Source organism: Microbacterium sp. KRD172 (assembly GCF_017168295.1).
In the GTDB taxonomy this organism is placed as follows: domain Bacteria; phylum Actinomycetota; class Actinomycetes; order Actinomycetales; family Microbacteriaceae; genus Microbacterium; species Microbacterium profundi.
Genome location: NZ_JABFAS010000002.1, coordinates 469,067 through 481,846, shown reverse-complemented (window position 1 = coordinate 481,846; position 12,780 = coordinate 469,067). Strand labels below are relative to the sequence as shown.

Annotated in this window: 12 protein-coding genes; 2 read left to right on the top strand and 10 right to left on the bottom strand. The window is 66.1% G+C overall.

Going from position 1 to position 12,780, the window contains the following annotated elements; translation table 11 throughout:
* Positions 1–123: 123 nt before the first annotated feature.
* The gene (locus tag J1M43_RS02590; RefSeq protein ID WP_206475635.1) at positions 124–1,281 is read right to left on the bottom strand and encodes a DUF4185 domain-containing protein; all 1,158 of its coding nucleotides are present in this window, start codon (positions 1,279–1,281) and stop codon (positions 124–126) included.
* Between the two features lie 60 nt (positions 1,282–1,341).
* Between J1M43_RS02590 and J1M43_RS02585 the strand changes: the two genes are divergently transcribed.
* A complete protein-coding gene (locus J1M43_RS02585; protein ID WP_241245175.1) occupies positions 1,342–2,253 on the top strand; it encodes a hypothetical protein in 912 nt (303 codons plus the stop codon).
* Between the two features lie 20 nt (positions 2,254–2,273).
* Here the strand turns inward: J1M43_RS02585 and J1M43_RS02580 are convergent, their stop codons facing one another.
* The 5 genes from J1M43_RS02580 to J1M43_RS02560 all read right to left on the bottom strand — a co-directional run bounded on the left by J1M43_RS02580 (position 2,274) and on the right by J1M43_RS02560 (position 7,113).
* Positions 2,274–3,143 carry a dihydrodipicolinate synthase family protein gene (locus J1M43_RS02580; protein WP_206475634.1) on the bottom strand — a complete coding sequence of 290 codons (870 nt, stop codon included), beginning with the start codon at positions 3,141–3,143 and terminating at the stop codon, positions 2,274–2,276.
* Positions 3,140–4,789 carry a tripartite tricarboxylate transporter permease gene (locus J1M43_RS02575; protein WP_206475633.1) on the bottom strand — a complete coding sequence of 550 codons (1,650 nt, stop codon included), beginning with the start codon at positions 4,787–4,789 and terminating at the stop codon, positions 3,140–3,142. The genes J1M43_RS02580 and J1M43_RS02575 overlap by 4 nt, the downstream gene beginning before the upstream one ends.
* Complete coding sequence (locus J1M43_RS02570; RefSeq protein WP_033105762.1) at positions 4,786–5,313, bottom strand: tripartite tricarboxylate transporter TctB family protein; 528 nt, start codon at positions 5,311–5,313, stop codon at positions 4,786–4,788. The genes J1M43_RS02575 and J1M43_RS02570 overlap by 4 nt, the downstream gene beginning before the upstream one ends.
* 54 nt (positions 5,314–5,367) lie before the next feature.
* A complete protein-coding gene (locus tag J1M43_RS02565) occupies positions 5,368–6,336 on the bottom strand; it encodes a tripartite tricarboxylate transporter substrate binding protein (RefSeq protein WP_033105761.1) in 969 nt (322 codons plus the stop codon).
* Positions 6,337–6,447: 111 nt separating this feature from the next.
* Positions 6,448–7,113 carry a GntR family transcriptional regulator gene (locus J1M43_RS02560; RefSeq protein ID WP_033106493.1) on the bottom strand — a complete coding sequence of 222 codons (666 nt, stop codon included), beginning with the start codon at positions 7,111–7,113 and terminating at the stop codon, positions 6,448–6,450.
* 114 nt (positions 7,114–7,227) lie between these two features.
* Here J1M43_RS02560 and J1M43_RS02555 point away from each other — a divergent pair, with 114 nt between their 5' ends.
* Entirely contained in the window at positions 7,228–8,550 is a 1,323-nt protein-coding gene (locus tag J1M43_RS02555; protein WP_206475632.1) for a cytochrome P450, read from the top strand.
* A 17-nt stretch (positions 8,551–8,567) separates the two neighbouring features.
* On the opposite strand, the gene J1M43_RS02550 is transcribed toward J1M43_RS02555, so the two are convergent.
* From J1M43_RS02550 to dnaK, 4 genes are all read right to left on the bottom strand, one after another.
* A complete protein-coding gene (locus tag J1M43_RS02550) occupies positions 8,568–8,993 on the bottom strand; it encodes a heat shock protein transcriptional repressor HspR (protein ID WP_033106492.1) in 426 nt (141 codons plus the stop codon).
* A gap of 177 nt (positions 8,994–9,170) precedes the next feature.
* Positions 9,171–10,157, bottom strand: a complete 987-nt coding sequence (locus J1M43_RS02545) for a DnaJ C-terminal domain-containing protein (protein ID WP_206475631.1) — start codon at positions 10,155–10,157, stop codon at positions 9,171–9,173.
* A 6-nt stretch (positions 10,158–10,163) separates the two neighbouring features.
* On the bottom strand, positions 10,164–10,844 hold the full coding sequence (locus J1M43_RS02540; RefSeq protein ID WP_206475630.1) for a nucleotide exchange factor GrpE: 681 nt from the start codon (positions 10,842–10,844) through the stop codon (positions 10,164–10,166).
* Between the two features lie 2 nt (positions 10,845–10,846).
* Positions 10,847–12,730, bottom strand: a complete 1,884-nt coding sequence (dnaK, locus tag J1M43_RS02535; protein WP_206475629.1) for a molecular chaperone DnaK — start codon at positions 12,728–12,730, stop codon at positions 10,847–10,849.
* Positions 12,731–12,780: the final 50 nt, after the last annotated feature.

Here is a 12,780-nt window from a genome sequence, read left to right as displayed (position 1 = left end):
CTCACCATCGAGTCTTTTGCTGTGTGTTGGGCCGGCGCCGAAGGGGCGCCCGCCCATGCCAGTCGATCGTCTCTGACCGGGTAGCGTCAGAATATGCGAAATCGATTTCATGCGCAAGCGTCATCATTTTGAGCTCGCACGTTCGAGATCGGCCGAGAACCAGAACACGTTGTACGGCCCCCACAGCGACAGCGTGAAGTAGATCGTCTGACCATCGCCCGACACGTATCGCGGGTTGAGGTACGGCGAGTAGAGACCGGGATAGTCGGCGCCCGACACCAGTTCGTGGGGATCGCCCCATGGTCCCCACGGAGTGAGCCCCTCGCGAATGAATGCGTCACCGCCATCCGAGTACGTCATGATCCAGCGGTCGAGATAGGTCGACCACATCACCGACAGCTCGCCGATGGTTCCCTCAACGATCGTCTCGGCATCCGACATCTCGGAACTCCAATGCGGCTCCGCGCCATCCGCCCCGGCGAAGTACTCGTAGGAGGTCTGATCCTCGACCGCTTCCTCCGTCGCGGGCACACGCATGAGCTGAACACCGCCGAAGCGTCCCGATGGGATCGCCCAGAAGTAGACGTAGTCCACGCCGTCCTCGGTGACCGGCACTGTCGCGAACTGGACGAAGTTCGAATCCCCCGGCCACTGCACGCCCTCGACCGGCATCCAGGAAGCGCCGTCATCATGCGAGACGATCAGCGCCGAGTGGTTCGCATCCCAAGCGCCCGGCTCGCCCCAGTGGCGCACAGACATGTACGAGACGTAGATCGTCTCACCCACCGCGAAGCCGTAGGTCGGGATCTTCGTGACCTCGCCTTCCGCGTCGTTGGCGTCGTGATCGCCCTCGATGAGCGCGGCGGCCAGCCCGATGTCATCCGTGACCCAGTCGTCGAAGGTGATGCCGTCGCTCGGGTCGGCATCCGTCGTCCAGGCCGCGACGTTGGAGCGCCAGAACCCTCCCTGCCCTCCGATGGACTCGGGATCGCGTTCGCCGAACGTGTCACCGAAGAAGAAGTACGTCCTGTCGTCGACGTTCACCATGGAGCCCAGATCCGTGCCGGCGACAGAGACCGACGAGGTGTCGTTGATCGCGTCCGGCCCAGTGAGTTGAGCGATCTCCGTGAGATTCGAGACGCCGTCGAGAACGAACGGCTTGTCCGGATTCGGATCGACGATCACGCTCGCTCCGCTTGAACATGCCGCGAGCCCGATGGCCATCAGAGCGGATGCTGCGACCGCAGCGGTACGGCGAATGGACGTGCGGTCATGTCGCATGATCCTCCTCGATCAGCGCCACTCTAGCGAAATCGATTTCAGGTCGCTACCGTGTTCAGGATGCACTCATCATGGACACGACCAGAGTCGACCGAGAACGCCGAGCCGCGCTGGGGGCACCCCGACGGCTTGCAGGTCGGCATTCCGCCGATCCCCGGGCCGCGCGGGCTGCTGCGGATCTTCACGCCATACCTCGACCACCCCCGCGAGCGTCTGGTGAACTTCATCGCGATCGAGCCCGTCGTCGAGGGGCAGACCGAGCGCGGGTACTCCGAACTCGAGCCGAGCACGCTCGATCCTGGCCTGCGCGGCAAGCGCCTCTGGTCCATGGATCGACCAGGCGACGGCCCCGACGGTGTCGCGCAGGGCGTGACCGAAACCATCGACGGAGTCGAGTGCCTCACGGTCTGGATCGGCGTCGAGCGCTTCGACAGCGGGGCGGATGTGCGGGTGCGCGTGCATTTCCGAGCCGATCGCCCGCACGAGGTGGAGGTCGCCGGATTCGCGGAAGACGACTCGGCTCCGCTGAGCCACCTCGTCCTCACAGCCACCATGGGCAACTGGGCACGGCTGCGCACACTGGAGCTCGCCGACCGCACCGTGACACCGGCTGCACTCTGGCCCGGGTTCTCGGGCACCGCCTTCGCGAAGCACGCACGATTCGCACTGTCCGAGTTGCGGCGCGACGGCGAGGCCGCGATCGTCAGCGCCATCGGTGATGAGACCGACCCGTGGTCAGCCGCCTACTCCGACGACACGGCGAAGCACTGGCACTTCCTCGGCCGACTGGCCAGACAGACGTGGACCGTCGATGACCCGCATCCAGAGCTCGAGGCACTGGTGAACGCGCGTTGGTCGTATTGGGCGAGCGCATCTCCCATTCCTGGCGGACCCGCATTCGAGAACTTCGAGGTCGTGGAGCCGTTCAGGCAGGGCGCGACGTTCCGGTTCTCGGTCGAGCCGCTGGATTGATCACGCGAGAGAGGCGCGGCTCAGCGGTGCCGCGCCACAACCTGCGCGACATCGGCGCGCTCGGCGTCCGTCGGCTCGGCGATGGCCATGCGGCAGTACGCATCGGTCACGCCGAGCACACGGTATCCCTCTTTCATTCGCGCCATGTCGCCGCCGATGAGTGAGACGACCTCGTCGACATCCGCCTGCGCCGCAGCGATCGCGGCCGGGTCGTTCGAGCGTCCGGCATCCGCCAGCGCGCGGAACGGCTTCGGCGTGACCGACGAGACCCCTGAGACGACACCCTGAGCGCCCACCTCGACGGCGGCGATCAGGTCGCGGTCCGCGCCGGTGTACAACTCGAAGTCCTCGGGAACGACCGCACGGTACGCGGCGATGTCATCAAGTGAGAGCTCACTGATCTTCGCGCCGACGACGTTCGGCAGCGCCGACAGCCGCACCAGCAGCTCGGGCGAGACGGGGTTTCCACTGCGCGCAGGATAGATGTACACGTACAGGCGCCCGTCGCCGACGGCATCCGACACGCCCTGGAAGTAGTCGAAGACCGCGTCGTCCGTCGAACGCAGGTAGTACGGGGTGAGCGCCGCGAACTCGGTCGCGCCGAGCTCGCGCGCGATCCTGGTCAGCCGCACAGCTTCGAACGCGCTGGGCTGACCGACGTGCACCACGACCCGCATCCGATCCGCGAGTTCGGCGAGAGCGGCCTCGACGAGAGCCGTGAACTCGGTCACGTCGACAGCGGGGAACTCCCCCGTCGTGCCGAGCACGAACGCACCCTCGTTGCCCGACTCCCCCACGTAACGGAAGATCGCGCGCGACCCATCGAGATCGAGGCTCCCGTCGCGGTGGAACGCGGTCGGGATCGCGGTGAGGATGTCATAGCGGGTCACTTCTTGTTCTCCTTGGAGTTCTTGCGGAAACGACGCGTCCTGGGCGCCTGGGGGTTGCGCACGGTCGAGGTGAGCAGGTCGGGGTCGGCGGCGAGCTCGTCATGCGCTTTCGAGAGCTGCGTGATGCTCGCGGTGTCGAGCACCGACTCTGCGAACGACGCACGTTGAGTGCGCGGCTTGCGGGCGGCGCGGATCGCCGGCATGACGATCGAGAGCACCGCGAGCACGAGCAGCACGATCGCGATCGGGCTGACGACCTCGAAGAACGGCCTGGTCGGCAGGATGGCGAGAGTTCGCGCGAGGTTCTCCTCGGCGAGCGGACCGAGGAGAAGGCCCAGTACGACGGGGCCCGCTGGCACCTGCATCCGCTTGAGCAGGACACCGACCACGCCGAACACGAGCATCGTGATGACGGTCGACAGGCTGTTCGACGTGGCGTAGGTGCCGATGATGCAGAAGATCAGGATGCCGCTCCACAGGTACGGCTGCGGCACGTCGAGCAGTTTCACCATGCCCTTCATGCGCACCAGACTCAGACCCAGCGACAGCAGCGTGGCGACGAGCATGATGCCGACGATCGAGACGACGAGGTCTGGCCGGTCGGTGAACAGAGTCGGCCCCGGCGTGATGCCCCAGATGATCATCGAACCGATCATGACCGCCATAACCGAGTCGCCGGGAATGCCCAGCGCCATAGTCGTGGTGAGCGATCCGCCGAGCGTCGCGCTGGATGCTGTGTCGGATGCCGCAACTCCTTCGATCGAACCCTTCCCGAACATCTCCGGTTTCTTGGAGGCCTTGCGGGCGCGCTCCCAGCCGATGAGCCCGGCGATGTCGCCACCCGCGGCGGGGATGAGCCCGACGCCGAGTCCCACCGCGCCGCCCACTGCCGTCGCCCGGCCGCTCTGCGCGAACTCGGCCTTGTTCGGCCACCAGCGACCGAGGCTGGAGATGGGACGCACATGGCTCTTGCGATGCGTGAGCAGTTGATCGAACAGCTCGGCGATGCCGAAAAGCCCGATGATCACGGCGATGAAGTTCACACCCTCGACGAGATCGAGGGACCCGAAGGTGAAGCGCTTGTCAGCCGTGGCGGCATATGTGCCGACGGTGCCGAGCATGAGACCGAAGAGGCCGGCGAGGATGCCCTTGAGCATCGACTTCGACGAGATGCCGATCATGATCGCGATGCCGAACACGACGAGCGCGAACAGCTCGGGCGACTTGAAATAGTCGCGGGCGAAGCTGGCGATCGGCACGGCCGCCAGCGCGAACAGCACGAGCGAGGCGAGGATGCCGACCGCTGACACGAGGGCCGACATCGTGAGGGCGAGGCCGGCCCTGCCCTGTTTGGCCATCGGATAGCCGTCGAGCGTGGTGGCGATGGATGCCGGAGTGCCTGGCGTGTTGATGAGGATCGATGGCACCCGGTCACCGAAGTTCGCGGCGACGTAGATCGTGAGCAGCACCGCAAGGCCCTGCACCGGCTCAAGCGTCATGGTGAAGCCGGCCGCGAGGGCGACAGCCATGGTGGCTGTGATGCCGGGGAACGCACCCACCATGAAGCCGAGCAGCAGGCCGACGAGCATGTACAGCAGGATCGAGATGTCGAGGAGCGAGTTCAGCCCCTCCAGCAGCGGGGTCATAGCGGGATCCTCAGCAGCATCCCGAACACGACGTAGATGAACGCCGTGAGCGATGCGGTGTAGATGATGAGACTCAGCCAGCGCCGGTGCCCGTACACGAGCATGAGGCCGGCCATGAGCAGGGCGGCTGCGATCGGGAACACCTCGATGCGGTAGCCGAACAGGATGACGCTGCCGAGCGACCACAGAGCGATGAACGCGATGGAGATCACGAGGGTCGCCGCGACCCGCATGACGCCTCCTGGCTGAATGCGCTCGATGTCCTCACGCCCTGACGGCGGGCGAGTGATCGCGATGACGAGGAGCACGATCGCCACGACGATTCCGGTGACGGCGAGCACCATCGGCCAGAAGCGCGCATCGATCTGCCCTGGTGCCGCCTCTCGCCGAAGCGAGATCTGCGTCGTCAACATCAGATAGCCGGCGGTCACGGCGAGCGCCACCACGGCGAATGCGATCTCGAGCGCACGGGATGGCGTCGCGCTCTGGTACTCGTCGCTGTCTGCGACTTCTGATGAAGACATGTGCTTCCTCCGGCTGTGCGGAGGTCGGAACTGACTCCGACCTCCGTCACGTGATCAGCCCAGCAGATCCTGGAACAGCGTGAACTGCTCACCGACGAACTCGGTGAACTCAGCCGAGTCGCGGTAGACGACGAGGTTTCCGGCGTCCTCCTGGAACTTCGTGTACGCATCCGACTCGACGGCCTCCTTGATGGCGGCCTCAAGTGTGTCGTGAACGTCGTCAGGGAGACCGGCGGGAGCGTAGATTCCGCCCCAGCCGCCGAAGACGATCTCGCTACCGATGGCCTCTTCCACAGTGGGCACGTCCGGTGCGTCCGGGTGACGCTCGTCGTTCATGACGGCGAGGATGCGCACAGCGGAGCCCTGCGAAAGAGCCTCACCGAGGCCTGAGACTGCGGCGACGGTCTCACCGGACGCCGCTGCGGCAACGGCGGGCGCACCACCGTCGTAGGGAACCGGCGTCACTTCGCCGCCGGTCTCGGTGCCGAGGGCGATGCTCGCCGCTTCCCAGATCGATCCTGCACCCGAGTTGGCGACGGTGACCGGTGCGGTCTTGGACTGGGCTACGAGATCCTCGAGCGTCTGGATGTCGCTGCTCGCCGACACGGTGATGACGCCGGGGGCGAGCATGATCTGGCCGAGCATGTCGAAGTTCTCGGGCAAGACATTCGCGTCCTGCGTCGTATTCAGCATCGCGATCTCTACGGGGCCGAAGCCGATCACATAGCCGTCTGGGTCCTGTTCGGCGACGTACTCCATGGCGAGCGCGCCGGCGGCGCCTGGCATGTTCTCGGGGATGACGCTGACGTCGAGGATCTTCTCGAGTTCGGTGGCGAGGGCTCGCGACGACAGGTCGGAGCCACCTCCTGGATTGGCTTGGATGATCAGCCGGATGTCCTTCTCGGGGAAGGAGGACGCGGCGTCGCCGCCCTCTTCGACCTTCGTGCATCCGGACATGACCAGTGCTGCTGTGGTGAAGACCGCGGCGGTTGCGAGCACGCGGTTCATTCGCTTGATGGGCATCTTTGCTCCTCTTTGAGTGCAGGTGGGGACCTTACCGACGAGCCGAGCGTAGCATTGTTGACTGTTAACAATCAACACGGAGCGCCGAACCTCGCACGTCCGAGCGCTGATTCAGGAGCGCCGCTGAGAGAGTTCGCTCAGCATCCGATCGCGCGCGCCGTCGAGGTGCTCGGTCAACACCGCCGCCGCCTGCTCAGGCGAGCCGGTGCGCATGACGTCCATGAGCTTGACGTGGTCACCAGAGGACTCGTGCAGGTCGTCGTCGTGGTTGATCGTCACTTCGAGCAGTGCCGCGAAGGTCGGCAGATACTGACTCCAGGCGCCCGCCAGCCGAGGATGGTCGGCCAGGGCATAGATCTGCGAGTGGAACTCGAGGTCTGCCGCGACGAAGGCGGCGTGATCTCCGGAATCCGCGGCTTCGCCCATGCGGCCGACGGCCGCCGCCATCGCCGTCCATCGAGCCGGGTCCTCGACCCTCATCGCGCGCGACAGCGCCAACTGCTCAAGGGCGCCGCGCAGACTGTAGAGCTGATCGACATCGTCCCGGGTGAGGCCGACGATGTACACCCCGCGTGGGCGCTGCACCTCGACCAGCTTCTCGAAGCTGAGTTGCATCAGCGCATCGCGGATCGGACCGCGACTGACGGCGAACTCCTCGGCCAGCGCTTCTTCGGTGATGCGCTCGCCCGGAGCTAGCTCTCCACGAACGATGCGCTGTCGCAGCACACCTGCGACCTGGGCACCAAGGGACTCACCACGCTTCACTGCCTGCGTCACGATGACCTCCTGTTGACTGTTGACAGGATACACACCGATCGCGCTCGCTAGCACAGTCACTCCTCTCGCGCGCCCCCTGGATCTGCGGCACTCCGGTCTGGCAACCTGGCTTCCATGCAGTCCGACGAGACACGATCAGCAGCCATCGATGTGCTTCATGATGACGCCCCCTCGCTCCTCACCCGCGGCTACGGCTTCGGCGCGAACATCTGGAAGCGGGTGCGCGGCGGCGCCAGATCAGCGCCGATGCGCCTGCTCGGCGACGACACACTCTTCGTGCGCGGAGCCGAAGGCGTCGACGCCTTCTACGACCAGCACCAGGTGAAGCGCCATGGTGCGATGCCGGCGATCGTTCAGGAGACGCTGTTCGGTCACGGTTCCGTCCACAGTCTCGACGGCGACGCGCACCATCACCGCAAGTCGACGTTCGTCGACGTCGCCTATGACGACGCGCAGGTCGCACGATTGCTGCCGCACCTCGAGCGCGAGTGGCAGCAAGAACTGGTTGCGTGGACGGGCGGCGGCACCCGGAGCGCATACGACGCGGCAGTGGGTGCGCTCGGACGCGCGATCATGCGATGGGCCGGGCTACCGGGGACGGCGGCGGCGAAGACGCGGTGGGCTGGCCGCCTCGCTCAGATCGTGGACGGGTTCGGAGTGCCGTACTCCCCCGAGTACCTGCTCGCGTGGATCAACCGGCGATGGTCCGACCGGCATGCGCAACGATTGATCGAGGCGGTGCGCTCTGGTGCGCTGACGGCAGCAGAAGGCACGGCGCTGTATGAATGGGCCGGCCACCGCGACCAGAGCGGTGAGCTGCTGCCTGCACGCACCGCAGGAATCGAATTGCAGAACAGCATCCGACCGATGGTCGCCGTCGCGCGTTTCGCGGCATTCGCGGCGAAGGAACTGCACGACCGACCCGAATGGCGTGAGCGCATCGCTGCCGAGGCCGCCGCACGTGGGGAACTGGTGAGCGGGCCTCTCGCGACGGCCTTCGCGCAGGAGATCCGCCGGACGGCTCCGTTCGTGCCGATGCTGCCCGGCCTCGCGATCGCCGACATCGAGCTCGACGGTGAACGTGTGGCCTCCGGGGGCCGGATCGTTCTCGATATTCTCGGCACCAATACCGATGAGCGATCGTGGGAACGCGCGGACGAGTTCGATCCCGAACGCTTCGTCGGCGTCGGCGACTATGAGGCGCTCAAGGCATTCGTGCCGCAGGGCGGTGGCGAGGTGCCGTCCGGCCACCGTTGCCCAGGAGAGAAGCTCGCGATCGCCGGGCTCGCGGCTGCGGTCGCGGCGCTGAGCGACCCTCGCATCACGATCCTGGGGACGGGGCTCGGCGTGAACCTTCGACGCCTTCCGACCAAGCCGACCTCAGGCGCACGAGTCCTTGCCATGGACGCGGCGCCCGGGCGTTGCCCGGTTCACTGAGTTCAAGCGGCGAGGCGTCAGTCCTCGCCGCGTCCGCCCGGCCGCCACAGCACGATGTCGGTGGAGCGGCGGATGCGCCGACCGCTCGGCACGGGCACGACGCCGCTCGCGCCGGCGGCGAAGACACGCACGCCTGGGCGGTTCTCGCGTTCGGCACGCAAGGCCCCTTCGAGATCGACGACTCTGCGGCGCAGCATCCGCACCTCGTCCTCGAGATCGAGCAGGCGGGCGATCGCGGGCAGGCTCATGCCGTCGGCGGACAGGCGGGCGACCTCGCGCAGCTGAGCGATGTTGCGCGCGGAGTAGCGGCGGGATCCGCCGCGTGTGCGACCGGGGACGACGAGTCCGATCCGGTCGTACTGACGCAGAGTCTGCGGGTGCATGCCCGCGAGCTCTGCGGCGACGGCGATCGCGAAGATCGGGGCGTCCTCATCCTCGACCATCGCGATCACCTTCCTTCGTACCGTTCATTGCATTTCGACTCGCTGCGCTCGCTCAATGCGTTTCGTCTCGCCTTCGGCTCGCTCAACGACCCGCGGGGATCAGCCTGCGCCTTCGGCTCGCTCAACGACCCGCGGGGATCAGCCTGCGCCTTCGGCTCGCTCAACGACCCGCGGGGATCAGGCTTGCGCCTTCGCCATCAACTCCGCACGCGGGTTCTCCTTCGGCTCCAGGTCGTGGAACTTCTGCAGCGCTTCGCGCGCGGCGTCGTCCAGGTGCGTCGGCACCGCGACCTGCAGTTCGGCCAGGAGATCACCGGTGCCCTTCGACGATGCGACTCCCCGGCCCTTGACACGCAGGACGCGTCCCGACGGTGTGCCCGGTGCCACACGCAGCTTCACGATGTCGCCCGCCAGCGTCGGAACCTCGATCGTCGCACCGAGCGTCGCCTCGGTGAAGGTCACCGGCACCGTGAGGCGCAGATTCAGACCATCGCGCGTGAAGACCGGATGCGGACGCACCTTGATCTGCACGACGATGTCACCGCTCTCGCCGCCATCGGGTGAAGGACGCCCGCGACCGCGCAGACGGATCTTCTGCCCGTCTGCGACGCCGGCGGGGATCTTCACCTTGAACGGCTTGCCGTCTTCGCCCTGCAGAGTGATGGTCTCGCCCTGCACGGCGGTGACGAAATCGAGCGTGGTGCGCGCCGTGACATCGGCGCCCTTCTGCGGCCCACCGAAGCCGCGGTATCCGCCGCTTGTCTGACCGAAGCGGCCGGAGCCGAAGTTCCCGCCCTGACTCTGGTTGAACATCGCGAAGATGTCCTCGAAGTCGGCGTTGCTCTGGCCCCTCCCGCCCTGACCGAACCGGCTGAACACGTCTTCGAAGCCGCCAGCACCGCCGCCGCTCGCAGTGAACCGCGCACCCGAGCCCATGGCCCGGATCTCGTCATACTCCTTGCGCTGCTCGGGGTCGGAGAGCACCGAGTACGCCTCGCTGATCTCCTTGAACATCGCCTCGGCCTTCGCATCACCCTGATTGGAGTCGGGGTGGTACTTGCGCGCGAGTTTGCGGTACGTCTTCTTCAGATCCGCATCACTGACGTTCTTCTCGACGCCGAGCGTCTTGTAGAAGTCCTTGTCGAACCAGTCCTGGCTAGCCATGCGTGCTTAATCGGTCCCTGAGCCCGTCGAAGGGTCAGCGGGCACCGCGACGACGACCTTCGCCGGGCGCAGCTCGACATCGCCGAGGCGATAGCCCACCTCGACGACCTCGAGGATCGTCGAGGATTCTGCTCCTGGGGTCGGCTGCTGGAAGATCGCCTCGTGGTGCTGCGGGTCGAATTCCTCGCCCTTCTCGCCGTAGGCGACGACACCGAGGCGCTCGACCATCGTGCGGATCTTCTCGCCGATCACGAAGAACGGCGTCCCCTCGACGAGATCGCCGTGCTGGGTCGCGCGGTCGAGATCGTCGAGCACGGGGATCAGGCCCTTGGCCGCTTCGCCCTTCGCACGGTCGATCTCGAGCTGACGCTGATCTTCGGTGCGCCGACGGTAGTTGGCGTACTCCGCCTGCAGACGCTTGAGGTCGTTGAGCAGCGTGCTCTCTAGATCGGCGAGCACGGCGTCTTCCGCCGCGGCCTCGCCGGTCTGCTCGGCACCGAGGATGTCATCGACCGTGAGGTCGTCGATCGTCAGGTCGTCGTCGGATCCTTCGGCGGCAGCAGCCTCAGCGGAATCCGGGTTCTCCTGCGGCGCTGCGCCTTCCTGCGGCGATGGGCCGGATGCCGCAGCATCCGACCCCTCGTCCTCAGGAACTTCACCGTTCTCGTTGAAGTTCTTGTCCGTCATGGTTACTTCTCGGTTCCTGAGCCTGTCGAAGGATCCTCGTCGTCGACGACCTCGGCGTCGATGACATCCTCGTCGTCCGAGGTGTCATCGGCCGGGGTCTCGCCGTCGGCGGCGCCGGCTTCGGATGCGGCATCCGCCTGCGACTGCGCGTAGATCGCTTCGCCGAGCTTGCCCTGCGACTCGTTCAGCTTGTCGAACGCCACCTTCACGGCGTCGTCGTCCTCGCCTGCGAGAGCCGTCTTCAGAGCATCGACGTCAGCCTGGACGGAGTCCTTGACGTCGGCGGGGAGCTTGTCCTCGTTCTCCTTGATGAGCTTCTCGATCGAGTACGACAGAGTCTCGGCCTGGTTGCGCTGCTCGAGAGCGTCTGCACGCTTCTTGTCCTCAGCGGCGTTCTCCTCGGCCTCGCGCACCATGCGCTCGATGTCGTCCTTCGACAGCGACGAGCCGCCGGTGATGGTCATCGACTGCTCCTTGCCGGTGCCCTTGTCCTTGGCGGACACGTGCACGATGCCGTTCGCGTCGATGTCGAACGTGACCTCGACCTGCGGGATGCCACGGGGCGCCGGTGCGATGCCGGTGAGCTCGAACGTGCCGAGCGGCTTGTTGTCGCGGGTGAACTCGCGCTCGCCCTGGAAGACCTGGATCGCGACGGACGGCTGGTTGTCGTCTGCCGTGGTGAAGGTCTCGCTGCGCTTGGTCGGGATGGCCGTGTTGCGCTCGATGAGCTTGGTCATGCGGCCGCCCTTGGTCTCGATGCCGAGGCTCAGCGGCGTGACGTCGATGAGCAGGACGTCCTTGCGCTCGCCCTTGAGGACACCGGCCTGCAGGGCTGCGCCCACGGCGACGACCTCGTCAGGGTTGACGCCCTTGTTCGCTTCCTTACCGGTCTCGCGCTTGACGAGTTCCGCGACGGCGGGCATGCGGGTCGATCCACCGACGAGCACGACGTGGTCGATGTCGGCGACCTTGACGTTCGCCTCGCGGATGACGTCCTCGAAGGGCTTCTTCGTGCGGTCGAGCAGGTCCTTGGTGAGGTCCTCGAACTTCGCGCGCGTGATCGTCTCGGAGAGAGACACGGGGCCCGACTCGGTCAGCGACAGGTACGGCAGGTTGATCGAGGTGCTGGTCGAAGAGGAAAGCTCCTTCTTCGCCTGCTCCGCAGCCTCCTTCAGACGCTGCAGGGCGATCTTGTCACCCGAGACGTCGACGCCGGTGGTCTCCTTGAACTGCTTGATGAGGTGGTCGACGAGGCGCTGGTCCCAGTCGTCACCGCCGAGGCGGTTGTCACCCGAGGTCGAGCGCACCTGGATCGTGGAGAAGTCGTCGTCCTTGCCCACCTCAAGCAGCGAGACGTCGAACGTTCCGCCACCGAGGTCGAAGACGAGGATGAGCTCGTCCTCCTTGCCGCGGTCGAGGCCGTAGGCCAGAGCGGCGGCGGTCGGCTCGTTGATGATGCGCAGCACGTTGAGGCCCGCGATCTCGCCGGCTTCCTTCGTGGCCTGACGCTCGGCGTCGTTGAAGTACGCGGGGACGGTGATGACGGCATCCGTCACGGTGTCACCGAGGTAGGACTCGGCGTCGCGCTTCAGCTTCATGAGGATGCGCGCGGAGATCTCCTGCGGCGTCCACTTCTTGCCGTCGATGTCGAAGCTCCAGTCGGTGCCCATGTGGCGCTTGACGGAGGCGACCGTGCGGTCGACGTTCGTGACGGCCTGGCGCTTCGCGGTCTCACCGACGAGCACCTCGCCGTCCTTCGTGTATGCGACCACCGAGGGAGTGGTGCGGAAGCCCTCGGCGTTGGCGATGACCTTCGGCTCGCCACCTTCGAGGACGCTGACGACGGAGTTCGTCGTACCGAGGTCGATTCCAACAGCACGTGCCATGTGATTCTCCTTCTGTTGCTGACGTTGATTGGTTGGTAAATCTGCGGCGA

Bases quoted from the DNA above. Each gene is read 5' to 3' on its own strand.
- J1M43_RS02585 (WP_241245175.1), top strand. From the start codon at position 1,342: ATGCACTCATCATGGACACGACCAGAGTCGACCGAGAACGCCGAGCCG.
- J1M43_RS02550 (WP_033106492.1), bottom strand. From the start codon at position 8,993: ATGGTCGAGGATGAGGACGCCCCGATCTTCGCGATCGCCGTCGCCGCA.
- J1M43_RS02575 (WP_206475633.1), bottom strand. From the start codon at position 4,789: ATGACCCCGCTGCTGGAGGGGCTGAACTCGCTCCTCGACATCTCGATC.
- J1M43_RS02565 (WP_033105761.1), bottom strand. From the start codon at position 6,336: ATGCCCATCAAGCGAATGAACCGCGTGCTCGCAACCGCCGCGGTCTTC.
- J1M43_RS02555 (WP_206475632.1), top strand. From the start codon at position 7,228: ATGCAGTCCGACGAGACACGATCAGCAGCCATCGATGTGCTTCATGAT.
- J1M43_RS02540 (WP_206475630.1), bottom strand. From the start codon at position 10,844: ATGACGGACAAGAACTTCAACGAGAACGGTGAAGTTCCTGAGGACGAG.
- J1M43_RS02590 (WP_206475635.1), bottom strand. From the start codon at position 1,281: ATGCGACATGACCGCACGTCCATTCGCCGTACCGCTGCGGTCGCAGCA.
- dnaK (WP_206475629.1), bottom strand. From the start codon at position 12,730: ATGGCACGTGCTGTTGGAATCGACCTCGGTACGACGAACTCCGTCGTC.
- J1M43_RS02570 (WP_033105762.1), bottom strand. From the start codon at position 5,313: ATGTCTTCATCAGAAGTCGCAGACAGCGACGAGTACCAGAGCGCGACG.
- J1M43_RS02545 (WP_206475631.1), bottom strand. From the start codon at position 10,157: ATGGCTAGCCAGGACTGGTTCGACAAGGACTTCTACAAGACGCTCGGC.